This window comes from Paenibacillus sp. fava2 (assembly GCF_058313675.1).
The window spans coordinates 5,446,174-5,471,586 of the sequence record NZ_CM177755.1; the positions used below are offsets into that span (position 1 = coordinate 5,446,174).

At 51.8% G+C, this 25,413-nt stretch carries 27 protein-coding genes and 2 tRNA genes; 6 read left to right on the plus strand and 23 right to left on the minus strand.

Annotation, left to right across the window (positions count from 1 at the left end; translation table 11 throughout):
* Positions 1 to 24 precede the first annotated feature (24 nt).
* The 6 genes from AC4G46_RS23965 to AC4G46_RS23990 form a co-directional block, all read right to left on the minus strand.
* Entirely contained in the window at positions 25 to 1,776 is a 1,752-nt protein-coding gene (locus tag AC4G46_RS23965; protein ID WP_491124926.1) for a sensor histidine kinase, read from the minus strand.
* Positions 1,773 to 2,453 carry a response regulator transcription factor gene (locus tag AC4G46_RS23970; RefSeq protein ID WP_491124927.1) on the minus strand — a complete coding sequence of 227 codons (681 nt, stop codon included), beginning with the start codon at positions 2,451 to 2,453 and terminating at the stop codon, positions 1,773 to 1,775. The genes AC4G46_RS23965 and AC4G46_RS23970 overlap by 4 nt, the downstream gene beginning before the upstream one ends.
* 67 nt (positions 2,454 to 2,520) lie before the next feature.
* Positions 2,521 to 2,850 carry a hypothetical protein gene (locus AC4G46_RS23975; RefSeq protein WP_491124928.1) on the minus strand — a complete coding sequence of 110 codons (330 nt, stop codon included), beginning with the start codon at positions 2,848 to 2,850 and terminating at the stop codon, positions 2,521 to 2,523.
* 163 nt (positions 2,851 to 3,013) lie between these two features.
* Positions 3,014 to 3,220 carry a hypothetical protein gene (locus AC4G46_RS23980; RefSeq protein WP_090715886.1) on the minus strand — a complete coding sequence of 69 codons (207 nt, stop codon included), beginning with the start codon at positions 3,218 to 3,220 and terminating at the stop codon, positions 3,014 to 3,016.
* A 66-nt stretch (positions 3,221 to 3,286) separates the two neighbouring features.
* Positions 3,287 to 4,075, minus strand: a complete 789-nt coding sequence (locus AC4G46_RS23985) for a class I SAM-dependent methyltransferase (protein WP_491124929.1) — start codon at positions 4,073 to 4,075, stop codon at positions 3,287 to 3,289.
* Positions 4,076 to 4,262: 187 nt separating this feature from the next.
* Positions 4,263 to 4,808, minus strand: coding sequence for a hypothetical protein (locus AC4G46_RS23990; RefSeq protein ID WP_491124930.1), 546 nt, complete (start codon positions 4,806 to 4,808; stop codon positions 4,263 to 4,265).
* A gap of 201 nt (positions 4,809 to 5,009) precedes the next feature.
* On the opposite strand from AC4G46_RS23990, the gene AC4G46_RS23995 reads away from it, so the two are divergent.
* Both AC4G46_RS23995 and AC4G46_RS24000 read left to right on the plus strand, forming a co-directional pair.
* Positions 5,010 to 5,504 (plus strand): RNA polymerase sigma factor, encoded by a 495-nt coding sequence (locus AC4G46_RS23995; RefSeq protein WP_491124931.1) that lies wholly within the window; start codon positions 5,010 to 5,012, stop codon positions 5,502 to 5,504.
* 44 nt (positions 5,505 to 5,548) lie between these two features.
* The gene (locus AC4G46_RS24000; RefSeq protein ID WP_491124932.1) at positions 5,549 to 6,457 is read left to right on the plus strand and encodes a hypothetical protein; all 909 of its coding nucleotides are present in this window, start codon (positions 5,549 to 5,551) and stop codon (positions 6,455 to 6,457) included.
* 245 nt (positions 6,458 to 6,702) lie between these two features.
* Here the strand turns inward: AC4G46_RS24000 and AC4G46_RS24005 are convergent, their stop codons facing one another.
* Complete coding sequence (locus AC4G46_RS24005) at positions 6,703 to 7,761, minus strand: leucine-rich repeat domain-containing protein (RefSeq protein ID WP_491124933.1); 1,059 nt, start codon at positions 7,759 to 7,761, stop codon at positions 6,703 to 6,705.
* Positions 7,762 to 7,812: 51 nt separating this feature from the next.
* On the minus strand, positions 7,813 to 8,286 hold the full coding sequence (locus AC4G46_RS24010) for a GNAT family N-acetyltransferase (RefSeq protein WP_491124934.1): 474 nt from the start codon (positions 8,284 to 8,286) through the stop codon (positions 7,813 to 7,815).
* Between the two features lie 79 nt (positions 8,287 to 8,365).
* Between AC4G46_RS24010 and AC4G46_RS24015 the strand changes: the two genes are divergently transcribed.
* The 3 genes from AC4G46_RS24015 to AC4G46_RS24025 all read left to right on the plus strand — a co-directional run bounded on the left by AC4G46_RS24015 (position 8,366) and on the right by AC4G46_RS24025 (position 10,306).
* Entirely contained in the window at positions 8,366 to 8,557 is a 192-nt protein-coding gene (locus AC4G46_RS24015; RefSeq protein WP_491124935.1) for a hypothetical protein, read from the plus strand.
* Positions 8,558 to 8,914: 357 nt separating this feature from the next.
* Positions 8,915 to 9,721, plus strand: a complete 807-nt coding sequence (locus AC4G46_RS24020; RefSeq protein ID WP_491124936.1) for a HipA family kinase — start codon at positions 8,915 to 8,917, stop codon at positions 9,719 to 9,721.
* A 3-nt stretch (positions 9,722 to 9,724) separates the two neighbouring features.
* Positions 9,725 to 10,306, plus strand: coding sequence for a serine/threonine protein kinase (locus AC4G46_RS24025; RefSeq protein WP_491124937.1), 582 nt, complete (start codon positions 9,725 to 9,727; stop codon positions 10,304 to 10,306).
* Between the two features lie 121 nt (positions 10,307 to 10,427).
* Here the strand turns inward: AC4G46_RS24025 and AC4G46_RS24030 are convergent.
* The 12 genes from AC4G46_RS24030 to AC4G46_RS24085 all read right to left on the minus strand — a co-directional run bounded on the left by AC4G46_RS24030 (position 10,428) and on the right by AC4G46_RS24085 (position 21,641).
* Positions 10,428 to 10,501, minus strand: a tRNA-Ile gene (locus tag AC4G46_RS24030).
* A gap of 41 nt (positions 10,502 to 10,542) precedes the next feature.
* Positions 10,543 to 10,619 (minus strand) — tRNA-Met (locus AC4G46_RS24035).
* Between the two features lie 81 nt (positions 10,620 to 10,700).
* Positions 10,701 to 10,865 (minus strand): hypothetical protein, encoded by a 165-nt coding sequence (locus AC4G46_RS24040; RefSeq protein ID WP_019909365.1) that lies wholly within the window; start codon positions 10,863 to 10,865, stop codon positions 10,701 to 10,703.
* A gap of 127 nt (positions 10,866 to 10,992) precedes the next feature.
* Entirely contained in the window at positions 10,993 to 11,634 is a 642-nt protein-coding gene (gene pyrE / locus AC4G46_RS24045) for an orotate phosphoribosyltransferase (RefSeq protein ID WP_491124938.1), read from the minus strand.
* Positions 11,631 to 12,347: an orotidine-5'-phosphate decarboxylase gene (gene pyrF / locus AC4G46_RS24050; RefSeq protein ID WP_491128964.1), complete on the minus strand. Its 717-nt coding sequence runs from the start codon at positions 12,345 to 12,347 to the stop codon at positions 11,631 to 11,633. The genes pyrE and pyrF overlap by 4 nt, the downstream gene beginning before the upstream one ends.
* Positions 12,348 to 12,533: 186 nt before the next feature.
* Complete coding sequence (carB, locus tag AC4G46_RS24055; protein WP_491124939.1) at positions 12,534 to 15,755, minus strand: carbamoyl-phosphate synthase large subunit; 3,222 nt, start codon at positions 15,753 to 15,755, stop codon at positions 12,534 to 12,536.
* Between the two features lie 2 nt (positions 15,756 to 15,757).
* Positions 15,758 to 16,936, minus strand: coding sequence for a glutamine-hydrolyzing carbamoyl-phosphate synthase small subunit (gene carA, locus AC4G46_RS24060; RefSeq protein ID WP_491124940.1), 1,179 nt, complete (start codon positions 16,934 to 16,936; stop codon positions 15,758 to 15,760).
* A 67-nt stretch (positions 16,937 to 17,003) separates the two neighbouring features.
* A complete protein-coding gene (gene pyrC, locus AC4G46_RS24065; RefSeq protein WP_491124941.1) occupies positions 17,004 to 18,278 on the minus strand; it encodes a dihydroorotase in 1,275 nt (424 codons plus the stop codon).
* 123 nt (positions 18,279 to 18,401) lie between these two features.
* Entirely contained in the window at positions 18,402 to 19,310 is a 909-nt protein-coding gene (locus AC4G46_RS24070; protein ID WP_491124942.1) for an aspartate carbamoyltransferase catalytic subunit, read from the minus strand.
* Positions 19,311 to 19,312: 2 nt separating this feature from the next.
* Positions 19,313 to 19,891: a bifunctional pyr operon transcriptional regulator/uracil phosphoribosyltransferase PyrR gene (gene pyrR, locus AC4G46_RS24075; protein WP_491124943.1), complete on the minus strand. Its 579-nt coding sequence runs from the start codon at positions 19,889 to 19,891 to the stop codon at positions 19,313 to 19,315.
* 760 nt (positions 19,892 to 20,651) lie between these two features.
* Positions 20,652 to 20,840, minus strand: a complete 189-nt coding sequence (locus AC4G46_RS24080) for a hypothetical protein (protein WP_491124944.1) — start codon at positions 20,838 to 20,840, stop codon at positions 20,652 to 20,654.
* Between the two features lie 168 nt (positions 20,841 to 21,008).
* Positions 21,009 to 21,641, minus strand: coding sequence for a GyrI-like domain-containing protein (locus AC4G46_RS24085; protein ID WP_491128965.1), 633 nt, complete (start codon positions 21,639 to 21,641; stop codon positions 21,009 to 21,011).
* Positions 21,642 to 21,831: 190 nt separating this feature from the next.
* Between AC4G46_RS24085 and AC4G46_RS24090 the strand changes: the two genes are divergently transcribed.
* Positions 21,832 to 22,398, plus strand: coding sequence for a GNAT family N-acetyltransferase (locus AC4G46_RS24090; RefSeq protein ID WP_491124945.1), 567 nt, complete (start codon positions 21,832 to 21,834; stop codon positions 22,396 to 22,398).
* Positions 22,399 to 22,481: 83 nt separating this feature from the next.
* Here the strand turns inward: AC4G46_RS24090 and AC4G46_RS24095 are convergent, their stop codons facing one another.
* From AC4G46_RS24095 to lspA, 3 genes are all read right to left on the minus strand, one after another.
* The gene (locus AC4G46_RS24095; protein WP_491124946.1) at positions 22,482 to 23,735 is read right to left on the minus strand and encodes an LL-diaminopimelate aminotransferase; all 1,254 of its coding nucleotides are present in this window, start codon (positions 23,733 to 23,735) and stop codon (positions 22,482 to 22,484) included.
* A gap of 129 nt (positions 23,736 to 23,864) precedes the next feature.
* Complete coding sequence (locus tag AC4G46_RS24100) at positions 23,865 to 24,839, minus strand: RluA family pseudouridine synthase (protein WP_491124947.1); 975 nt, start codon at positions 24,837 to 24,839, stop codon at positions 23,865 to 23,867.
* Entirely contained in the window at positions 24,832 to 25,335 is a 504-nt protein-coding gene (lspA, locus tag AC4G46_RS24105; protein ID WP_491128966.1) for a signal peptidase II, read from the minus strand. The genes AC4G46_RS24100 and lspA overlap by 8 nt, the downstream gene beginning before the upstream one ends.
* Between the last annotated feature and the right edge of the window lie 78 nt (positions 25,336 to 25,413).

Genomic DNA, 25,413 nt, shown 5'->3' on the forward strand with positions numbered 1-25,413 from the left:
CCGGCCTCAATGCCGCATGTCTGCTCAGCCTTCAAAGTACACACTGAAACAGACGCCATCTCCGATGTTTTTCACTGCATACCGGCAGCCGTGCATATCCAGAATCCGTTTGGCAATGGACAGCCCCAGCCCGGTTCCGCCTGTCAGCCGGCTGCGGGAGGGCTCAGCCCGGTAGAACCTCTCCCAGATCTGCTGGAGCTGATCCTCCGGTACAGGCTCGCCCTGATTATGAATGCTAAGGACACACGTCTGCCCCTGCCCCTCTATCCTGACGGTCACCGTGCTTCCTTCGTCCGCATGCCGGATGGCATTGGTCATGAAATTAAGCACCACCTGTTCGATCCAGCTGCTGTCGGCATACACCGGCGGCTCGTTCACCGGAATAACAACCACCTTCAGCCGCTTTCCATCCAGCAGGTGAATCAGCTTGTCAGCCACCTTTTCTGTCAGCTCACTCAGTATAAAAGAGCTCTTCTGCAGCTTGATGGTGCCTGACTCCAGCCTGGCCAGATCCAGCATATCCTTCACCAGGAACTCCATTTTGTCGGCTTCCTCAATAATGACCTTAATATAGTGATCCTGCTTGCCTGCACTCACACCATCCTCCAGACCCTCAGCAAAGCCCTTTATAATACTTAGCGGAGTCTTCAGCTCATGCGAGGCATTGGCAAAAAAGTCCTGCTGCATACTCTCCATCCGCTGTTTATGCTCCATCTCCTCGACCAGCTGCCGGTTAGCCTCACGCAGCTCGCGCAGCGCCGAATCCAGACTTACCGACAACGTGAACATGCTGTTTGAGAGGCTGCCCAGCTCATCCTTTTGCCGGATCGAGTTATCTCCAGTAAAGTCCAGTGAGACCATCCGTTTCGCGATATTGTTCAGCTTGATCAGTGGCCTGGTGACCATCTTGGAGAAGAACAGCGAGAGAATAAGAATCAGCGCAAGCCCGCCCAGCCCCAGATATAAAAAGAACCAGCGAAGCGCTTCATTCGAATCCTTGACATCCTGCAGGGAGGTAACCGTGAACAGCAGCTCGACCTCTCCGCCGGCCTGCCGGACGGGCAGAATAATGACAGAATTGCGGATCCCGCTCCAGGGAGCGGTCCACTCCTGCTTTTGCATTTCCAGCTGCTCAAGACCCGCCTTTTGCTCAGAAGTGAGGGGGAACCACTCTTCCAGCGCCTCCAGCAGAATCCCCTGACGCGGATTCCATAGCTTGAGATCCGGCAGTACAATTTCTGTGACGGTTCCGGACAGCCGCGTCATCCCCTCCTCATGCATTCCTATCGTTCTGCCGCCGGCGGTTATGCTTACAGGATAGATCAGGTCCTGAGTGCTGCTGCTGTCCTCTTCAAAAAGCTCGCCCTCAAGCGTCAACGTATCCTCTTCCTTGATATCCGCTGCCCTCAGCGCGTCCCCGTATTCGCTCATGAACATCGACAGGGAAACAACCAGCTCCCTGCCGTCCTTCATCCGCAGCTTCATATGATACGGGTCGTCCGAATTCATCTTGCCGTCCAGCTTCACAATCGCCAGCTGTGTCTTGTTGCGCAGCATAAAACGGACCAGCTCCTGAGACAGCCGGCTGCCGGTCCATTGCTCACTGGTGTAGCTGGCACCAAAGCTTTTAAGATGCTTTTCGACCCGGCTCTCCTTCTGATGCTGGTAAAAGCCGTCAAAGAACAGCAGCTGGCCCAGAATGACCATCCCGTAAAAGCAGAGAAAAAAGATCACGGTCATCACAAACAGCTTAAAGGTAATTCCCCGCCTTCTCATGCCTCTTCCTCGAACATATAGCCGGTGCCGACCACCGTACGGATACAGCGTGACTCTGCGCCCAGCTTGCTGCGCAGCTTCTTGATATGGCTGTCAACGACCCGGGAATCCCCGTCAAACTCAATGCCCCAGACCCGGCCGAGAATGGTATCACGGGAGACGGCAATGCCTTTATTGCGGATCAGCAGCCATAACAGCTCATATTCCTTGGGGGCAAGCTCTACCTCTGCACCTCCGATTTCCAGCCGGTGGGCAGAGGTATTAAAGACAGCATTGCCGAATTTGAGGCTGCCGGAATCCGGCAGATGACCGCCCTCCACCCGCTTCATCAGCGCATTAGCCCGCGCTACCAGCACCTTGGGACTGAACGGCTTTGTCACATAATCGTCCGCTCCCGCTTCAAAGCCGTATATTTTATCGTCATCTGCAGACTTTGCCGTCAGCAGAATAATGGGAATCGCTGATTGCCGGCGGATCTCCCGACACACCTCGAACCCGTTCAGCCTGGGCATCATAATATCCAGGATGATCAGATCCGGTGGCTGGGAGCTGAACCAGAGCAGCGCATCCTGCCCGTTATCCGCTTCGCATACTTCCCAGCCGTTTTGTATGAAATAGTCTGATACCAGCTCGCGGATCCGGATTTCATCCTCGACGAGCAGAAGCTTCTTCTTCAATCCAGTCCCCGCCTTCAAACATGTTATTGGTACTAGCATAACTGGATGTTATGTCCTTTATGTGCCCTTATATTTCCCGCAGGAACAGCTCAATCTGTTCCATGTAGCCGTCCGCTGTAATTTTTCTTGGTGCAAACAGGCTGATTAGAGTCGCCTGCAGGCTGGAATCAGCCGTTGCCGTCCTGAGCATGGAGTGCTCTGTATCCGGAAACACCTTGACGTTGAGCAGGGAGGAAGGCATGATGCGCTCCCGGTACACCCGCTCCGCTTCTTGTACATCTACATTAATATCGTCATCCCCCAACAGCAAAAGTAGAGGAGACTTGAAGTTCTGCAGGTCCTTTTCTGCATCAGCAGTGAAATTCCGGCTGACAAAGGTCCAGCGTGCCCTGGACATTATTTTCCCGGGATGATCAAGCTGCACATATTCCTCATAAGCCGCCCCTGCCGCAAATGTGTATCCCTATGATAAACCTCAGGTCTGACCTAAGGTCAAGGATGTTGAATGTGGGCAGCCCAAAAAGCCATCTCCCAGGAGATGGCCTCTCTCTGCTATCCGGTTATTTAGCTAATATATTCTTCAGCATAATCAGCCTTTTGAAGCCTTCTGTCCCCGCCCAGCCGCCTGCACTCGCCAAAATTACGTTATGGAACAACTTCATCGCAATAGAGTAGGTCATCGTTCCAAGCACAATCTCTATCGCTACAAATCGGAGAATATCCCCTTTGGTAATGATATAAACTCTGAACTCCTGGTTACGCAGCACCGGTCCACCACCCCAATAGTGTTTTATGTACCCATATGCTTACGTTTGGTTGTCTAATGCCTACAATCAGGGATTCAGCGGAGACAGCTGCACTTCTGTTTTGTCGGCAATCAGGGTATAAAACTCGGGAAAGCTCGGATCGGCTGCGTTACGGATCTCTTCAAAGGTACGGATATACAGCCCGCTCGCCGCGACTGCTGTTAGAATATCGCCCACTGTCCAGGCCCTCGTCAGCACCTTGTTCAATCCCGGACGCTCTGCTTCCGGCAGCAGCCTGGCAAAGGCAACCTCGCCTTCCCGGACCGTATCGTCAAAATAGTTGCCTGTCGGCTGCCGGAGCGTCTCCGTCGTCTTCCATGCCCTGGCAAACGGATGAAAATCCGTCAGCAGCAGCCGGCCGCCCTCCCCCAACCTCCGGTTCACGAGCGAAAATAAAGGCTTAAGATCAGTAAAATAATGCAAAACCCCAAACTCCATCAGCACATAGTCGAATTGCCCAAGCGATTCTTCATCCGGGATATGCAGGACATCCGAGCAGATATAATTCAGCTGCACACCCGCTGCAGCCGCAACCTCTATGGCATACCGGCGGTTCTCAGCCGAAATATCGACTACCGTCACCTCTGCGCCAAGCAGCGCTAAGGGGATCGCTTTGCGGCCGTGGGAGCCGAGCAGGTTAAGCACTTTTTTGCCGGATGGATCACCTGTGTATTTCAGCCAGTAACGCAGCGGGTGCCGGGGGTCCTTCTTTAATTCTCCGGCAAGCGCCTCCGGAGTCCCGTGATGCTGCACCCAAGCCTGATAAGCCTTCGTTTCCCATGCCGCCTTGTTGGCATGTGCCAGTTGTTCCTGCATACATTTAGCCCCCTTGATAAATATGGAATTTATTCCAGGGTTATCAGTTTACTACAAAGGATGAAGGTTAGATAGAGGTAAATGGAAGATTGATCCTTCTTTAGTTTTTGCATACTGTCGCGCCCGCACAAACCCCCAGCCTGTTAAAGGCTGGGGGTTTGTTTTTTGTATCCTGCCACTTCGAATCTCAAAGCTCAGACCAGGTAATATTAAGCTCAACTACACCGGGTTCAGCCGACAGCTCGCCTCCGATGACAGACCAGACTTGCGTATTGTCCGGCGAGTTGCCCTGGATAATCAGATTCTTCTCATCTATTGTTTGTACAGCCTCACTTCCCAGCTTGTCAGCGAAATAATCCTTGTACGTTTTGGTTACAGCTTCCATGCTCTCATTGGTCTTGAAAATGAGCAGCGCCGCCTTCTTGCCCTCATTCTCTTCCGAATGCGACACGCTGATCACCGCATCCTCCGGGAGCGGGAAGTCTCCGGGCAAATTCTCCGGCAACCCCTCTGATGCAGCCCCCGCAGCCGGCTGGGCAGAAGCCTGTTCAGTCGCCGCCGGCGCGGACGTTGCTGACGGCTGGACTGAAGCGGCCGCTTCCTCCGCAGCAGCTGGTGCAGACGGCTGATCCGTCGAAGCTGCGTTATCCGCTTCATTATTGCTGCTGCAGGCACTCATGGTTATAGCGGCCAGCACCAGACCGATTCCTGCTAAATATTTTCTGTTATGCATATTCTCGCCCCTTCACTATTTCATTCCATAGCATTGATTTTCCAGAATAAGGTATGCAGACTTACCGGATTTTACCCCGTATCCCCTTGGCCTAATCAGAATAATATGACATCGCAGCGTAATAATTAAAATTTTCCGAAACAAAATGTGACCAAATCCCGTTCGTAGTGGTGTTATAGGTATAAAGGAGGTCATTGCATCATGCAGCGATCCATGACCCGGCCGGGAAATCATGTGATAAAGAGTTATGAAGCCTATTCAGAGATGCTGTTCCGGATTGCGATGGTCCATCTGGGCCGCCGCCAGGATGCTGAAGAGGCCGTTCAGGATACATTCATCAAGCTGATGGAAAAAGCGCCGGCATTTAACGATGCCGAGCATCAGAAGGCATGGCTGATCCGTGTGCTTACCAATACCTGCAAAACAATGCTGGGCAGAGGCTGGCGCAAGCGCGAGGTCAAGCTGGAAGGTGTTGAAGCGCTGGCTGCAGACGGTCCTGTGGATCTGGCGCTGCTTCAGCTCGTAATGGCATTGCCCGTGAAGGTCAAAACAGTGATCCATCTCTACTACTACGAGGATTATTCGGTACAGGAAATCAGCAGAATTCTGCAGATCAGCGACTCTGCTGTGAAAATGCGGCTTCAGCGGGGACGCCAGCAGTTAAAACTGGAGCTGGAAGGAGCGGAATCAGAGTGAACGAAGATCAGTTTCGCCAACAATATAAGAAAGCGGTGGATACTATGAAACCAAGTGAAAATACGAAAAACGGATTGATCAGTAAAATGGAACAGCAGCAGCAGGAACGGAAACGTCCGCGCAAAACGATGTACATCGCGGCAAGTCTCGTAATTGCTGCAGGCATCGGTATCGCCGGACCAAATATCTGGCAGCAGATCAACGGCCCGGCGGCTCCGGCGCAGGTGGCCCAGGTAGACCCGGGAACAGGCATCACTATCCCTAAGGTGGAGCTTCCGGATCCGAATGCCCAGGTTTCGGCAAGCATGGTCCCTCTGGTTGTATATGAAGGGAATGTGTATACACAAACCCTAACACGGATGGAAGCTGCCGATCTCGCTGCCCTGCGCGGCGATAAGCTCGGAACAACTACAGGCGGTATTGACGAATGGACCGGCAAGGATGGCTACACTGAACTGTCCTCCAACATCGGCGTGGCTGATATCTATACTGTAAAGGGCTACGGTTCCGGTTTCCTGATCATGTCCTACATGGAAATCGACGGCCAGGTATTCGCAGACCTGTATGAGCATACCAACGGCATTACCGTTAACAGCGGTGCCGACCTGCTTGGTGAGCTGAATCTGGAGGGACGGATTGCCTCCGCCCGGTGGAAAAGCTTCGACAGCTGGAACAACGGACAGCAGCAGTATGCACCGCTTGCAGGCGGCGAGGCCCTTGACGGCTTCCTGAGTGCACTTGAGGCTGCCAAACCATTAGCCGCTGAGCCGCTGATAGAGCAAGGCATCTACGATAGTGAAGACCGCAAAATTGTCTATCTGGAGCTGGAAGACAAGGTACAGGTTCAGCTGGTGCTCTTCGGCCAGGGACTGGTGCGCTATGGCAACGCACCGGTGTTCTTCGAAGTGGAAGCCGGCGCATTCCAGGCGCTGTGGGACAGCATGACTCCATAAGGATGGCTGTGGCCCGCGGCAACGGGACCGGCCTGATGACCCAAATAAAAGCAGCCCTGCCTTGGTAGGCGGGCTGCTTTGCTGTGTACCCGTTGTTCATGATACTTCCTTTTGCTTGTCCTTCTTTTTCTTTCTGCGGTTTTCCCAAAACGTATCTACGATACATTCAAAAATAAACTCTACTATTGAAAAAATCCCCCTCACCCCGTTTCACACTCTCACACGCGGCTGAAACTCACTGAAACTCACCATAAAGAGTCCTGTGACAGATTGATATACTTCAGCTGCCCCATCTCCTGCAAAAAATCCGGCTTTTCCGGAATCATGCACATCCCGAGATCCAGAACCTGCAGCTTCTTCAGCTTCGTCAGTTCGACGGGTAGCCCGCGGATCGCGGTGTATTGTATGGTTAGCCGCTCCAGCTGCTCCAGCTCTCCGATCTCCGGCGGTATGCGGTTCAGGCTAATCTCCGCTTTCGGCTTGAACTGGTAACCGGGCACTGGACGGTCCGAGCTGGCGCACTGGATGGTTAGCTCCTTCAGGTTTTTCAGCCTGCCGATGGATGCCGGAATTTCCTTGAGATCAGCCGTCATGATTGTTAAGCGCTCCAGCTTTTCCAGCTCAAACAGCCCGTCCGGCAGACGATACAAATCCTGCTCAAATATCTCCAGCTCCCGCAGCGCTTTAAGCTCCCTTATCCGCTCAGGCAGCTCCGTCAGCCGGTGTCCGCTGATGTACAGCTTGTCTGTCCTGTGCCTGATGGCATCCTCCAGCAGACAGTCTAGCTCCCGGTGCGCAGCAAGCTCCAAGAAGAGCCCCGTAACTTGCTCCATCAGTCCCGCTGCCTCTTCCTCCGTTACTTCCATGCCATAGATGCGTTCATGCACGACTGAGTAGAGATAGTCCCCGCCCTCTTTTTTGAGGAAACACAGGTCCTCCGGCAGCTTGGGATACTTCCAGTCCGCCAGCCGCTCTGCTGCTTGCTTCAGTACATTCCCGCTCTCTTCACAGCAACGGTAGAAATAGTATGTGCCCGAGCCGTAAAAGGCGTGACTGTTATATGTATTTTTGAGCTTGCCAAGTTCCTTCCTGATTTCTTTCGTATCCTTGTCCTGAATGACAATCGTCTTCACGAGGTAAGGCTTCAAGTTATTTAAGACAGGTTCATATCGCTCTCTTGCTGATGTATCTACCCCAGGCTCAGTCGAAAACTTCTCACCCAGCACAAACCATTCAGCATTCTGTATACCTAAGTCGATGACCTGCCTATACGCTTCCCCCCGGGGGTCAGTATGCATTTTCATCCTGTTGTCGCCCCTCTCTATGTTCATATGAAGAAAATCGTTCTATCGATTTCAGCGCAAACTTTTCACCATACAATAATTCTCCAGCTTCACGCCCTTGCGTTCCACAACCTGCTGCCGGACCACCTCATAACCTGTTTGCTCAAAAAAAGGCTTCGCCGTAATACTCGCTTCCGTACGGATCTCAGTCAAACCCAGCCCGTGCGCCTCCGCCTCCAGGGTATTCACCAGTGCCTTAGCAATTCCCTTCCGCTGATATTCCTTATGTACAAACAGCCTGTCCAAATACCCTTCAAGCGTCATATCTGCAAACCCGGCGATTTCGCCATTGCATTCTACAACATAGCTAATATTACGGCTCAGAGCGTCCTTCCATTTGCTAAGCCGCTGGCTCTCATCCTCATACGACGCCCAGGCGTTGAGCTGTTCCTGCGAGTAATCCCGTTTGTTGACCGAATGTACCGTTTCGTAAAAAAGAGTGACAAGCTGTGTGACGTCCTGCTCAGTGAATGTTCTGATTTTCATATGGGGGCCTCCTGTTCATGAAACGTAATTACTAAACTCAGCGTATACAATTAGAAATACGTACTGTGGGGTGGATATAATGAACCAGGCACAGCCGGCTTGTAAAGCATGCGGAAGAACCGAATTCGTTAAGGGCAAGCTAAATAATGGTTATGCCCGCGTGATGCCGATCAACAAGGCCTTTTCCTTAGGCTCTGGAGTGATCTACACGTTCTGTAAAAGATGCGGCGAAATTGCCTCGATGAGAATTGAAAATCCTGAGAAGTTTTGAGCCCAGTGTGGGCTTTTTTTATACTTTGTTACAGTAATATATGAAGTTCAATGGGGTATAACGGATTCTATTGCACAGAGTACAATCAGTCTTATTGGGTGGAAATTAGATTTTGTTTTTTGATTTATATCGTGCAAACATCCAATCAATTATATATCCGATGATTAACCAAGAGAAAAAATGAATGCCATAGGCGCAAGTCCGGCGGGATATTTTATATCACTGACAAAGTACTGGGGTAAGGCTGCAACCATTGTACCGAAGACCCATTTTAAAAAAATCAGCAAATTAAAATACCATTTCGCCTAATCTTTGAATTATTCCACCTCATAATTTAAGATGAGAAGGTGGTTTCTAATGATACGCGGAGAATATTATATTAAACCAATCGAATCAGGGTATAGCCGTCCTCACTTAATCCGTTGTGAAGATGGTCAAACCTACGTGGTTAAACTCAGTTCCAATCCTCAAGGCACTATGGTTCTGGTTAATGAATTGATTAGCTACAGATTAGCCTTATTGCTTGATCTTCCTGTACCACAAGGAGCGGTCATCCTTCTGGATAAGGAGATTATTCTACGAAATCCCGAACTTCAAAGAGGGTATGCACAAGCAGGTCCGCATTTCGGAAGCCTCTACATCGAGAATGCTGTCAATGTAACCCCTGACTCTGATTTTTCCAAGGCAGATAATATTGATAAAACAGCTGATATCATTCTATTTGATTACTGGGTGAACAACAATGACCGGCATATATTTAATGAGGCAAATACCAACCTGCTGATATCCAACTCTCTGATACCGCATTTATGGATGATAGACCAAGCTAACATTTTGAAAGGGCCGTCTTGGAATGAACGCTCTGTTTCAGCCCATCAACCTTACATTTCTACTTATTGGGGTGAATTGTACCAGAAATTTGTTCCTTCTTTGGATAGCAAATCTCCCTTTGAAGCTGCATTACAGAAATTTGAGTCATTCAGTTATGCTGCCCTTAAGCAAGTAGTATCAGGTGTACCCGGTGAGTGGAGGTTCCTTGACAGTCAAGGCCGTGCAGTTGTTTCTTATCTGGACTCGAGATTAGCCCTATTACGTAAGGCGATAGAAGCAGTCCGCATTCATTTTCCCGTATGGAGTAAGGATTATAATGAAAAGAAGGTTTAACGGATGGATAACTTTACAACGATTACGGTTTATCCCGGAATTCAGCTGCCAGGCGTAAATTATCAGGTTTCTTTTGATAATCCCACATCCCTCCCCCTTATCGGAGCCGGTGCGCAAGGTGCTGTTTTTTTATTGGATTCCGGCAGATGCGTTAAAATCTATGCGTCTCCCGATGATGCCAAGCTGGAGTCCATTGTGCTTAAGCATGTGCAATCTTCTTCATTCTTCCCAAAATTATTTGATTCCGGAGTTAACTATAACGTAATAGAGTATATACAGGGACAGGGGTTAGATGAATACTTTCTTCATAATCCCTGCATTGATGATGCCATAGCCAAAAAAATAATTGATTTGCTAGAGGAAATGAAGCGCTTAGGCCTGCAACGGATCGATGCGGCATTGAGACATATTCTGTTAACCCCTTCACAAACCCTTGTTGCCATTGATCTTGTACACTCATTCGCATTTCACTCTCCTAAACCTAAAATACTATTTGATGAACTCAATAACCTGAACCTGTTATCCCGTTTCAGGGAGTTCGTTAGACTTCAAAGACCCGAGCTTTATGAGGCCTGGTTAATATAAGATCCTTCTACCGCACAATCATCATCTGAATATCCATTATAATTCCAATCCTCCTTCATACTAACCACCAATAAACCCAAACAAAGCAAAAACCCCTTGCTAGGCAAGGGGTTTAATGAAGTGGGCCCTACAGGACTCGAACCTGTGACCAATCGGTTATGAGCCGACCGCTCTAACCAACTGAGCTAAGGGCCCGGACTAGGTATCCGAATGTACAATGGCTGCAAAAGAATAATTGGTTGCGGGGGCAGGATTTGAACCTGCGGCCTTCGGGTTATGAGCCCGACGAGCTACCGGGCTGCTCCACCCCGCGTCAGTAAACTTATTCAAACAGCGACAATAGTTAATATACATTAAATAAGGCCCTAAAGTCAAGGATGAAATTGTTAATTGCTTAGGGTAAAAAACGAACCCCGTAACGGCCCTTCCGCGACCGGTAAATTTCAACAAAGCGCGGGTCATGATAGCCGTAAATCCAGCCGTCCTGCTCCAGCCTTTTGGCCAGACAGCCTGCCTGAAATCTCGTCCTGAACAGCTTGGCAAAATAAATCCAGTTCATGATGGATGTCTCCTTTGAAGTCGGGTATTCAGCGCTGCAGTAATAGCATACCCCATCATGACAGATAAATATGCGGGACTTGCAGCTCTCATAACCGGAAAGCCGCAAGTCCCGCAATTAAAACATTTTACACTCCGAACGACGCCGGATCCTTACGCCATGATTGCAGCAGCGCTACATCGCTCTCAGCGATCTTGCCCTGGCTCAGGGCTACATCGATCAGGGTTGTGTAGTTGGACAGGCTCTGCAGCGGCACACCGGCTGCTGCGAACGCCTCAGTCGCGCGGTCCAGCTCATAGCTGAAGATCGCCAGAACAGCCAGCACCTCACCGCCTGCTTCTTCCACAGCCTGGGCTGCTTTGATCGAGCTTCCGCCGGTGGAGATCAGGTCCTCGATAACGATAACCTTCTGGCCTGGAGTGATACTGCCTTCGATCTGGTTCTGCTTGCCGTGGCCTTTGGCCTTATCGCGGATATAAGCCATCGGCAGATTCAGCTTGTCGGACACCCAGGCCGCGTGCGGGATACCGGCGGTTGCTGTGCCAGCGATGACCTGTGCTTCGGGATAGCTGGCTTTAATCAGCTCTGCAAAGCCGCCTGCAATAAAATTACGCACTTCCGGGAAGGACATTGTAAGGCGGTTATCGCAATAGATTGGTGACTTAATGCCGGAGGTCCAGGTGAATGGGTCCTGCGGACGCAGGGCGACCGCCCCGATCTCCAGCAGATAGGCTGCTACTTGCTGACTTGTATTAGACAATGTACTCATGCTTGTGTCATCTCCTCAATTATGGATAGTGCTGCTGCGCGCGGATCGGCTGCTGCTGTAATCGGCCGGCCTATAACCAGGAAGTGGCTGCCCTGACGGATAGCTTGTCCAGGTGTCATTACCCGGGACTGGTCATCCAGGGAGGAGCCTGCCGGACGGATACCCGGTGTTACAGTAACGAATTCAGGACCGCAGGCTGCTGCGATCGCTGCGGACTCCTGCGGGGAAGCAACTACGCCATGCAAACCGGCTTCAGCAGTAAGCTTGGCATAACGTACTACGGTATCTTCTACATTCCCGGAAATGCCGATTTCATCGTTCATGACTTCCTGGCTGGTACTTGTAAGCTGTGTAACCGCGATGATCAGCGGAATATGCAGTGAAGGGTTCAGGCTGACCGCCTTGGCGGCTCCCTCAAGTGCTGCAGCCATCATCGTCTTGCCGCCGGAGGCATGGACGTTGAACATGTCCACACCAAGCCTGGTAATGCTCTCAGCACCGCCACGGACGGTGTTTGGGATATCGTGCATTTTGACATCCAGAAAGACATTATAGCCGCGTTCCTTGAGCTCTCTGATAAAATCCGGCCCAGCTGCATAGAACAGCTGCATGCCAACCTTCAGGTAACACGGAATGCCTTCCAGCTTATCAATCAGGACCCGCGCGGAGTCCGCATCCGGGTAGTCGAGCGGAATCATCAGCCTGCCGGCCATTTCATCCCGTTTGGCAATCTGACCAATCGTTTCAAGCTCTGTCTGCTCAGGGGTTTGCTGTTCCATGGGTGATTCTCCAGCTCCTTCATTCATCATCTGCTTGCCCGGGCACAGTTGAACGGTCTGCGATAACGCAAACCGTCCCCTGTATGAAACCGCCCGCAGGCGGTTCCTGGTATTCATATCTTATTGTCCGACAAAAGCGGGCATCGACTGTGACGAGAAGTTGATCGTCTGCAGCATTTTCAGCAGCGCCGCTACGGTATCGAGCGAGGTCATACATACCACGCCGTTCTCAACCGCTTCACGGCGGATGCGGAAGCCGTCACGCTCAGGTGTTTTACCTTTAGTCAGGGTATTGAACACGAAGTTCGCTTGACCGCTGCGGATCAGGTCGAGGATCGTAGGCTCGCCTTCATCCAGCTTGTTGACGTTCATCACGTTCAGGCCGGACTGCTCCAGCGCCTGCGCCGTGCCGCCTGTAGCGATGATTTTGTAGCCCATAGCATGGAAGCCCTTCATCAGCTCAACCGCTTCGGCTTTGTCTTTATCCGCTACCGTAACGATGATCGCGCCGGTTGCCGGAATTTTCATCCCTGCACCAATCAGACCTTTGTACAGCGCCTTGGCATACAGCTTGTCGCGGCCCATAACCTCACCGGTCGATTTCATCTCAGGTCCCAGGGTAGGCTCAACTCTGCGCAGCTTGGCAAAAGAGAACACCGGCACTTTAACCGATACATAGTCGCTCTCCGGCCAGAGGCCTTCTGTATAACCCTCTTCCTTCAGCTTGCTGCCAAGGATGATTTTGGTCGCCAGATTGGCCATTGGAATGCCGGTCACCTTGCTCAGGAATGGAACCGTACGCGAGGAGCGCGGATTTACTTCAATGACATACACTTCGTTCTGGTAGATAACGAACTGAATGTTCACCAGACCGATGGTCTTCAGCTCTTTAGCAATTTTGATCGTGATGTCGGTGATCTTCTGCTTCAGTCCTTCATCCAGATACTGCGGAGGATATACGGCGATGGAGTCGCCGGAGTGGACGCCTGCGCGCTCCACATGCTCCATGATGCCCGGGATTACTACGGTTTCACCGTCGCAGATCGCGTCAACCTCAACCTCTTTGCCGAGCATGTAACGGTCGATCAGTACCGGATGCTCCGGATTGATCTTAACCGCTTCAACCATGTAGTTCATCAGCTCAGTATCGTTATATACGATTTCCATCGCACGTCCGCCCAGCACGTAGGAAGGACGCACCAGCACCGGATAGCCAAGGGACTGTGCTGTTTCTACAGCCTGGCTTGCATCGGTTACTGTTTTGCCTTTCGGCTGTGCGATATCCAGACGGGCCAGCAGCGCTTCAAACCGCTTGCGGTCCTCGGCTTCGTCGATGCTCGACAGGCTGGTTCCAAGGATGTTCACACCGGCTGCCGCCAGAGGCGCAGCAAGGTTAATGGCCGTCTGGCCGCCGAACTGCACGATAACCCCGATCGGATTCTCCTGGGCAATGACGTTCATTACATCTTCAAAGAAAAGCGGTTCGAAATACAACCGGTCTGAAGTATTGAAATCCGTAGACACCGTCTCCGGGTTGTTATTGATAATGACGGCTTCATAGCCGGCGTTCTGAATCGCCCACACCGCGTGTACAGTAGAGTAGTCGAACTCAATCCCCTGGCCGATACGGATCGGACCGGAGCCGAGCACTACAACCTTCTGCTTATCGGAATGCGTAACTTCGTTTTCTGTTTCATATGTCGAGTAGTAGTAAGGCGTCGATGCTTCGAATTCAGCGGCGCAGGTATCTACCATCTTGAAGACAGGTGTCAGGCCTTGGGCCAGGCGCAGGGCGCGGACATCCGCTTCCTTCGTCTGTGCACCGCCAGGACGGCCTTCGGCACGGATCTCGGCGATAGCCCGGTCAGTGAAGCCTTTGCGTTTGGCCTGGTACAAGGTTTCAGCACTCAGTGTTTCTTCACTGCGCAGCACATCCTCGAACTGTACCAGTCCTTCAATCTTGGACAGGAACCACCAGTCTACATTCGTAATATCCTGAATTTCCTGCAGCTGATAGCCGCGGCGGTAGGCTTCGGCGATCAGGAACAGGCGCTCATCATCCGCTTTTGCCAGACGGGTACGCAGGACGCTGTCTTCCAGCAGCTCGGCACCCGGCAGACGGAAGCGGTGAACTCCGATTTCCAGGGAACGGACTGCCTTGTGGATCGACTCTTCAAAGGTACGGCCGATCGCCATTACTTCGCCGGTCGCTTTCATCTGTGTGCCCAGCTTGCGGTTCGCCGAGGTGAACTTGTCGAACGGCCAGCGCGGGATTTTGCTTACAATATAGTCCAGCGTCGGCTCGAAGCAGGCATACGTCTGTCCGGTAACCGGGTTAACGATTTCGTCGAGCGTGTAGCCGAGTGCGATTTTGGCTGCCATTTTAGCGATTGGATAGCCGGTTGCCTTGGAGGCAAGCGCCGAGGAGCGGCTGACACGCGGATTCACTTCGATTACATAATATTGATAGCTCTGCGGATCAAGCGCGAACTGTACGTTACAGCCGCCTTCGATATTCAGCGCACGGATGATCTTAAGTGAAGCGCTGCGCAGCATCTGGTATTCACGGTCGGAGAGCGTCTGGCTCGGTGCCACAACGATACTGTCGCCAGTATGTACACCTACAGGGTCAAAGTTCTCCATATTGCAGACCACGATACAGTTGTCGTTCGCGTCACGCATTACTTCATATTCGACTTCCTTCATTCCGGCGATGCTCTTCTCGACCAGACACTGGCCGATCGGGCTGTAGCGGATACCCGCTTTAACCGTCTCACGCAGTTCTTCCGCATTATCACAGATACCGCCGCCTGTTCCGCCGAGCGTATAAGCCGGACGGACAATCAGCGGGAAGCCGATTTCCTCAGCGAAGCTCATCGCTTCTTCAACAGTTGTAATAATGATACTTTCCGGAACCGGCTGGTCCAGCTCGCGCATCAGTTCGCGGAACAAATCACGGTCTTCCGCCTTCTCGATCGAATGCAGCTGAGTACCGAGCAGCTTCACGTTCTCCGCTTCCAGTACGCCGGCACGCGCCAGCTCAACTGCCATATTGAGGCCGGTCTGACCGCCCAGCGTTGGCAGCAATCCGTCCGGACGCTCCTGGCGGATGATGCCTGTTACGAAATCAAGGGTGATTGGCTCGATATAGACTTTATCAGCCATGTTAGTATCAGTCATGATGGTGGCCGGGTTGCTGTTGATCAGTACAACCTCGACGCCTTCTTCTTTCAGAGCCTGGCAGGCCTGTGTGCCTGCATAGTCGAACTCGGCCGCCTGGCCGATGACGATTGGACCGGAGCCGATTACCAGGATTTTTTTAAGTTTATCGTTCTTAGGCATGATTATAGAGCTCCTTTCACGGCTTCAAGCTTCGTTGTTAGTTTAGGTGCCGTGATTCTGGCATTGGCAGCAAGCTGTGCCTGGCGTGAGCCGGCAGGCGTCTTCGCTTTGTGATCGGCAATCATCTGCAGGAAACGGTCGAACAGATAGCTGCTGTCATGCGGTCCCGGCGCTGCTTCCGGATGGTATTGCACCGAAAAGGCAGGGTAACGGGTATGCTTCAGACCCTCAATGGTCTTGTCATTATTGTTGATGTGCGTCACTTCAAGCTCGGTGCTCTGCACAGATTCTTCATTAACGGTGTAGCCGTGGTTCTGCGAGGTGATGAAGCAGCGTCCGCTTTCAAGCTCCTTAACGGGGTGGTTACCGCCGCGGTGGCCAAATTTCAGCTTCTCGGTGTCTGCACCGCAGGCCAGTGCGAACAACTGGTGACCCAGGCAGATGCCGAAGATCGGGTATTCGCCAAGCAGCTCGGAAATGGTGTTCACGGCATAAGGCACATCCTTAGGGTCCCCAGGGCCGTTGGACAGCTGGATTCCGTCAGGGTTCAGACGGCGGATTTCGTCCGCAGTTACATCATGAGGCACGACCACTACGTCACAGCCGCGGTTGTTCAGCTCGCGCAGGATACCGGTCTTCGCGCCGTAATCAACCAGCACGATCCGTTCCTTTGTTCCAGGGCTGCTGTAGCTTGTAGTCGTAGAAGTGCGCGCAACCTGGTTGCGCAGCTCTTCAATCGTTGTGTCGCCCATCATTTCCATCAGCTCTTCCACACGCTTGTTAGAAGTAGTCAGGATGGCTTTCATTGTTCCGTAGTGGCGGATAATGCGGGTCAGCATCCGGGTGTCGATTTCGCTGATGCCGGGAATGCCATATTCCTTCAGCAGGTCGTCCACACTGTATTCAGCACGCCAGTTACTCGGCACTTCTTCATGGCGGCGTACAACAAAGCCGTGTACAAAAGGACGCACAGATTCAAAATCATCACGGGTAATGCCGTAGTTCCCGATCAGCGGATAAGTCATTGTTACGATCTGTCCGCAGTAGGATGGGTCCGACAGCACCTCCTGATAACCTGTAATCCCTGTGTTAAATACAACCTCGCCTGTCATTTCGCCCTCAGCGCCAAATGCGGTCCCTGTAAACAGCGTTCCGTCCTGAAGCAGCAATCTTGCCTGCATTTCCTTCCACTCCTTCTTGTTTCTGTAGTCTGATTCTATTGTCTCTATCCTGACTCAGTCAGGATCGTTAGTTGGCTTGTGTCCAGACGGCTTTGCCGTCTACCCAGGTTGCTACCGGCCAGCCTTTCAGCTTCCATCCGGTGAACGGTGTATTGCGTCCCTTAGTGGCAAAAGTGGCCGGGTCTACCACCTGCTCTTCATTCAGGTCAATCAGTGTCAAGTCAGCCGGCGCACCTACTGCCAGGCTGCCTGTGTTCAGCCGGAACACGCGGGCCGGATCAGCGGTCATCCGCTGTACCAGTAAGGACAGATCCCATTTGCCTGTCGCTACAAAAGCGGTATACAGCAGCGGGAAGGCAGTCTCAAAACCGACGATGCCAAACGGTGCAAGCTGCATGCCCTTGGCTTTTTCTTCCTCGCTGTGCGGCGCATGGTCGGTTACGATGATGTCGATCGTGCCGTCCAGCAGTCCCTCGATGCAGGCTTCCACATCGCGGCGGGAGCGCAGCGGCGGGTTCATTTTCCAGTTGGCGTCCATTCCCGGGATGTCCTCTTCGGAGAGCAGCAGATGGTGCGGACAAACCTCAGCAGTTACTTTAATGCCGATTTGCTTCGCCTGGCGGATCAGCCGTACCGACTGCTCTGTGCTGACGTGGCAGACATGGTAGTGTACGCCTGTCGCTTCAGCGAGCAGAATGTCGCGCCCTACATGGATGGCTTCCGACTCATTCGGAATCCCCTTCAGGCCATGCTTGGTTGCAAAAGTACCTTCATTAACCGCACAGCCTTCGACCAGTGAATCATCCTCACAGTGGGCGATGACCGGCATATCCAGGCTTGCAGCCAGCTTCATAGCATCCTTCATCATTTGAGCAGTCTGTACACCTACACCGTCGTCTGTAAAGCCGATCGCTCCGGCTTCCTTCAGGGCGGCAAAGTCTGTCAGCTCGCGGCCAAGCTCATTTTTGGTGATTGCCGCATAAGGCAGCACTTTAACGAGTCCGGCTTCACGCGCTTTTTCTTTTACAAGCTCGACTATTTCCGGAGTGTCAGTCACCGGGCGGGTGTTCGGCATGCAGGCGATGGTGGTGAATCCGCCTTTGGCCGCCGACCGTGCGCCGGTTTCAATCGTTTCTTTATGCTCAAAGCCCGGCTCGCGCAGATGCACGTGCATATCGATCAGGCCCGGTACCAGCAGCTTGCCTTCCGCGTCTACAATTTCACCGGATTCTTCCGCAGGAAGCTCACTTTCAACCGCTGTGATGATCCCGTCCTGAACCACGATATGCTTGATTTCCAGTTCGCCTTCTTTGTTCAATACGCTGGCATTTCTAATGATCACGGTTGATTCTCCTTTTGCCTGCAAGCCGCAGCTCCAGACCCTGTTTGTATTATATAATAAAAATTCATCTTTGTGTATATTTATTAATCCATTTATGTCAGGTTTTTTTAGAGTCTGTCTCTTCTATTGAAGAGCACGCTCCATGACTGCCATTCTCACCGGAACACCGTTAGCCATCTGCGGGAAAATCCGTGACTGGCTGCTCTCGACTACCGCATCATCGATCTCCACATTGCGGTTGACCGGCGCCGGATGCATGATGATTGTGTTCTTATCCAGCTTGGCCGCCCGTTCCTCCGTCAGTCCATACTGCCTGCGGTACTCTTCAGCTGACTGCAGGATGCCGGTTGCGTGACGCTCCAGCTGCACTCTCAGCATCATGACCACATCGGCCTTCAGCGCTTCTTCTATACTTACGTAGGGTGCATACTGTGCCAGTTCAGGCGCCTTCATGCTGTCCGGGGCGCAGAACTGCACGCTTGCTCCCATCTTCGTCAGTCCCCAGAGGTTCGAGCGGGCCACCCGGCTATGCATAATGTCCCCGATAATCGACACTTTCAGGCCCTTTAGCTCACCAAAATTTTTGGTCATCGTATACATGTCCAGCAGCGCCTGGGTCGGATGCTCGTTGTTTCCGTCTCCGGCGTTGATCAGCGGGATGGATACCTTCTCCGCCAGCTGCTGCAGCACTCCTGCAGGCTTCAAACGCACAACTCCGGCGTCGATCCCCATCGATTCCAGTGTGCGCACTGTATCGTAGATCGACTCGCCTTTTTCTACACTGGAAGCTGCCGCCGTAAAATTCAGCACCTGCACCCCAAGACGTTTCTCAGCCATTTCGAAGGAAAAGCGGGTCCGTGTGCTATTTTCGAAAAACATGTTAGCTACAAACTGTGATCTCAGCACCGGTGTCAGCTTCTCAGCCTGATTATCCCAATACGCGGTTCTGTTCAAAAGCTGCAGAAGCTCTGTCCGGTCCAGCTCTTTAATCCCCAGCAGACTGCGTTCCTTCACCTTGGTTGCTGTCATCATTGTTATCGTTCCTCCCGGTTGGAAATAATGTAAACCTCGTCTTTGCCGTCGTATTCCGTAAGCGAAACTTCAATCTCTTCATGCCTGGAGGTCGGCACGTTCTTGCCGATGTAGTCCGGCCGGATCGGCAGCTCGCGGTGTCCGCGGTCGGCCAGTACAGCCAGTTGAATCATCCGCGGCCGTCCGCAGTCCATCAGGGCATCCATCGCCGCGCGGATCGTACGTCCGGTGTACAGCACATCGTCGAACAAAATCACTTTCTTGTCGCGGATACCGCCGCTGCCTGCCGGCAGGTTCAGTATGCTCTCTGCCGCCGCCTGGTCCATTGCCTCCCGGTTATCTCCGCCTTCGCGGTCATCCCGGTAATGCGTGATGTCGAGCTCGCCCCAGGCAATTTCCACGCCCTCAATTTCTTTGATCCGTTCTGCAATCCGCTGGGCCAGATACACCCCTCGGGTGCGGATGCCGACCAGCAGACAATTCTCAATACCTTTGTTTTTCTCCAAAATCTCATGTGCAATGCGCGACAGCGCCCGGCGGATCGCCGTTTCATCCATAATTACATTTTTTTCGGTAGCCATTTATCCAGCCATCCTTTCACTTGTACGCCCGTTCAAGTTCCCGGAAATCAAAAAACTCCTTGCCCAAAGCAGGCAAGGAGTGAAATCCGCAGATTAAAAAGATGGATGTCCGCGCGCATAAAGAGGCTATCCGTACTCATACGGATCCCATCCAATTGTCGCGAACCTCGATTCACGTTACCTTGCCAGCCTCACGGGACTGAATTAAAGGCGCATATTCAACTAAAGGGAATTATGACAGATGTTTGTCTTGATGTCAAACCGGGAAAGTTTTACATTTAGTTATAAATACACTTGTTCGGTGCCGGGCGCTGCTGCGGGGTTCCACCTGAACAGAAGGCTTTCCCAGTTCGGGGGAGAAGGAGCAAAGGGATGACGGCTAGGCTGTTTTATCTAAGTGCAAATTTGCCAACTATTTTACCGGTGAAACCCTCTTCCCAGAGACTAGTTGGAAAAAAGACACTTAATTTAGCCGGAATACCCTACCGAGCGATAAATAGCCCGATTTAGATGCCTTTTTTCCAACTAATGGCCGTAGATAGCGAAAAATACCGGATTTAAGTGTCAAAAATCCAACTAGATTGGTTGAGAACTCAAAAACCGGACTTGTTGAGATGGCTGAATTCTTGAGATACAAGAGTTTCGCCTATCCGGTACCCATTATTCTTAAGTTCAGCTTACAAAAGACTGAAAGCAAACGATTGAAAACAAAAAGACTAAATACAATCGGCAAGAACCATCAGCGGCAAAAAACGCCGGCTTACTTTAAAAGGCTAATTAGAATTAGAGCTAAGACGATCAGGGGGATGCCATAGACAATAGCGTAGCCAATGTAACGAACCGGGTCTGGGAAGCTCTTCAGATCGGCCCGCTGCAGAGGGCCCCCGGCCTCAATCCGCTGCAGCGGCAGCAGCTGCTTGTCGAGATACGCTTCTGTATGACGCTGCATGACAGGAAGGGAGGACGGTTGCCAGTTGGGTACAACGCCTTCATTCCCGGGCTCTTTTGAAGCTGAATGATCCACGCACATCACTCCTCCGGTTTACATTGGGGCAGACTTACTTTGTATTTACCCAATCCCCGGTCCAATTATCATTAAGCTACATATTTCCCAGTGTTACTCCGCCCTGCGTACAGGATGCCGTACAATCGTCTTCAGCTTCGCAATATCCGATTTGCGCGGGTCGGACAGATAAATTTCATGATGCTTCCGCATGTCAGACAGATCACACAGCAGACCCTGTTCTGCTATATACCTGTTCATTTTCTCAACGGTCGCCGGTTCTTCATCATAGCTGCCGATATGCATACACTGGACACACAGCCCCTCCGTAAAGGTTACGAGCCGGGCTTTGGCAACATCGATCTGCGGTTTTTTACGGTTTACTGTCTCCACAGCAGCCGCATACACCTGCGAATCCACAAACTCAGGCTGGCGGATCATCGCGGTCCAGCAGAACCTGTCCTTCCGGGCGTAGTCCACCCCGTGAATGTCCTCCTGCCACCACTGGCCCTCCAGCGGAGGCACGACGTACTCGAAGTATCCTTTTGGCGCCGGACCGCTTTTGGGAGCCATTTTGATCGCATAGGACAGCGCATAGAGTATTTCTACAGCCCGCTGATATTCGCCCTCCGGCTCATTCGGGTCACCCTGTCCGTCCACCTGGATGAAGGTCATTTCAGGCACATCAACCACACCAGGCACAGTCTTGGGCTGGTATAGATCCTTGTTAGCTTTTTTATAATCCATCTTGTCCACAGGCACACCTCTTTATCTTGACTTATGCTATCATTCTATCCGATTGAAATAGACACCTGTATGTCATATTACAGACAGCAGCCAAAAGTTAATCCGCGCTAAAGCGGCCATTCCCGCTACAGCACCATTTTTTACTATGCCCCGCCCGGTCTGTTATGATAAATCCGGAGGCGACTTGAGGATGAACATGGAGCTAATAACAATTGCAGAGTGGAACGATGAGCTATGGAGGTCCGTGGAGCCGGTGTACCGGGAGGCTTTCCCCAGCGGGGCCAAGCCTGAAAAAATCCTGCATAGTATGCTGGACCTTGGAATCGGCTATCTGCACGCCGGAATGTTAGCTGGACAGACAGCCGGGATGGCTGTTACAGGTGTAATCGACGGAAAAGAAGGCCGGCGGCTCATCATTGATTATCTGGCGGTCAGCCGGGAGCTGCGCGGCCGGGGAGCCGGTACACTGCTGCTGAACTCAGTCGTGGAATGGGCACAGAAGGAACATGGCGTGCAAGGAGTTATTATCGAGGCAGAATCCGGCACGTCGGAGGAACATACAGAACGGATTCATTTCTGGGAAAAGAACGGCTTCGTCCTTACGCCCTACGTTCATCAGTACATCTGGGTACCGGAGCCGTATCAGGCCATGCTGAAGCCGCTCGCACGGGAAGTTGCAGTAACAGATAAAGGGGAGTCCCTGTTCAAGTACATCAATGCATTTCATAAAAAGGCGTACCGCCCGCCGGCAAAATAATACGTATCCATCACCGGAACCCCCCATTTCCCCCACTCATAAAAAAGCCGCCGCAGTCTGTTAAGACCGCGGCGGCTTTATCATTAAAATTCGAATTCAACGTCGGAGAGACGTCTTTGAATTTCGGAGATTACGCGTTTTTCTTCTTCTTCACCCTTAGCTACAAAGGTAACAGAGAAACGGACGAACGGGCCGGCATCATCCCAAGGCACAGTGGAGATCAGCTTTTCGCGGATCAGGAACTGGGAGAAGTCCTCACCGGATTCAAAACGGCGTCCGCCTTTGACACCCTTAGGTGCAGCTACATACAGGAAGAACGAACCCTTCGGTTTCTCGGCTTTGAAGCCCAGGCTGTTCAGCGCGTCTACCAGCATGTTGTGGCGGCGGGAGTACTTGGCGGCAATTGCCTCGGTGATCTGCGGGTTAGCCAGACCGTAAGCGGCAGCCTTCTGGATTGCAATGAACTGACCGGAGTCGTTGTTGTCCTTAACGTCGCTGAATGCTTTTACGATCAGCGGGTTACCGGCAACAAAGCCGATTCTCCAGCCGGTCATGTTATAGGACTTGGACAGGGAGTGCAGCTCTACGCCGACATCCTTCGCGCCAGGTACGGACAGGAAGCTCAGCGGCTTCACGCCGTCATAAGTCAAGGCTGCGTAAGGAGCATCGTGGACAACTACGACATTGTATTTTTTAGCCCAGACTACAACCTCAGCGAAGAACTCAGGAGTTGCACTTGCGCCTGTAGGGTTATTCGGATAGTTCAGGTAGAGCAGCTTCGCTTTGTGAGCGATATCCTCCGGAATGGAGTTCAGGTCAGGCAGGAAGTTGTTTTCCTTCTTAAGCTCAACAGTGTAGACTTGTCCGCCCAGATATTTGGTGTGGGTACCAAGCACAGGATAACCCGGAATGGTCATGATGGTGATGTCGCCCGGATTGATGAAGGCGGACGGCAGCATAGCCAGGGCCGGCTTCGAACCGATGGAGTGAACCACTTCCGTCACAGGGTCAATGCCTTCAACCTGGAATACTTCCTTCAGGTAAGCAGCGGCTGCCGCTTTGAATTCAGGGATCCCGTTATCGGAATACCCGCGGTTTTCTTCCTTTGCAGCTTCCATAGCCAGCTTGGCAACGATGCCTTCGTCAGCCATTTCGTCCGGCTCGCCTACACCCATGTCGATCAGTTCGATATCAGGAAAGTCCTGCTTCGCCGATGCTTTTGCACGTTTGATTTTTTCAAATTTATAAATGTTGGTATCCTTGCCGTAGTTAGCGCCGCCGATGCGGTCAGCAAAATTACTCTGAATAAAAGTGCTCTGATATTGTTCAATACTCATATTCTTGTTCTCATCTCCTGGCATTATTTATAACTATGCAACCCATGCAGGACGATTTTACATCCCATAATCTAAATATGAAGCAAAACCGCCTGCAAAACCATGGATTTATCATCACTTCATTTGTACTTATCTGCTCCGCAGCTGGAGCAATAAATCTTCCATATCCGCAGGAATCGGCCGGCTGTACTCCATATATTCTCCGGTCGAAGGATGCACGAAGCCGAGTATAGCGGCATGCAGTGCTTGTCCGTTCATGGTGATCCCCTTGCTGCGCCCGTACACCGGATCTCCGACCAGCGGGTGTCCGATGAACTTCATATGCACACGGATCTGGTGGGTACGGCCTGTCTCCAGCTGCAACTCGAGCAGGGTACAATCCCCTAAGCGTTCCAGCACGGTAAAATGGGTCACCGACCGCTTGCTGTTCTTCTCGGTTACGGTGTACAGCTTGCGGTCGTGTGGATCACGGCCGATCGGCGCATCCACTGTTCCCTTGTCATGCGATACGTTACCGTGTACAACCGCAATATAACGCCGGGTTACGCTGTGCTCCTTCAGCTGGGCTGCGAGCGAGGCGTGGCTGGCGTCATTTTTGGCGGCCATAATCAGGCCGGAGGTGTCTTTGTCAATGCGGTGCACAATGCCCGGGCGGATCTCGCCGTTAATACCGGACAAGTCCTTGCAGTGATACATCAGCGCATTGACCAAGGTACCTGACGGATGCCCTACAGCCGGATGCACAACCATGCCCCGCGGCTTGTTGATCACAATAACATCGCTGTCTTCATAAGCCACATCAAGCGGAATATCTTCGGGTACCAGGTCAGTTACTTCCGGTTCCGGTATGGTTACAGCAACAACATCGCCTGCAGACAGCTTATAATTCGCTTTTACAGGAGCTCCGTTTACCGTAACATGCCCGTTTGAAATCAATAGCTGCACCTGCGAACGGGAAACCTCCTCTTCCCAGGCTTCGGTGATGTATTTATCAATCCGTTCCTTGGCGTTTTCTAATGCAACCGTCCATGCAGTGACGTCCTTGTCCTCCTCTGAGGCCCCTTCAGCCACCAATTCGCCAAAGTCCTTGTTCAAATCATTCATTCCCTTCTCTGACTTCCTTTGCTTCTTTAACTTCAGTGATTTCCTCTCCGCCCTTCACATCACGCAGCGTGTCCAGAATAATCAGCGCTACCCCGATTACAATACAGGAGTCGGCCACGTTGAAGATCGGGAAGGTGTAGCTGCCGAAATTGAACATGAGAAAATCTACAACCTCTCCGTTCAGCAGACGGTCCAAAAAGTTGCCGATCGCTCCGCCGAGCACCAGAGCCAGCGCTGTAGGCAGCAGCTTGCGGGTCTTCCGGGCTTTGTTCAGGTACCAGATGATACCGATCACAACCACGGTTGTAATCAGAATGAAGAACCACTGCTGTCCCTGAAGGATGCCGAAAGCGGCTCCACGATTGCGGTGTGAGGTAATAATGAAGAAATCATTAATAACCGGAATCTGCTCTCCGAGCTCCAGCCGGGTAGCAATCACATATTTGGTACCCTGGTCAATCAAAAATACAATTAGCGCAATCAGAAAGTACACCACAGAAGTTGTCACTCCGTTCTTATTTTTCCCGCGGATGCGGTACGAATACTGAATAAAGACTTGTATATTGTAGCACAG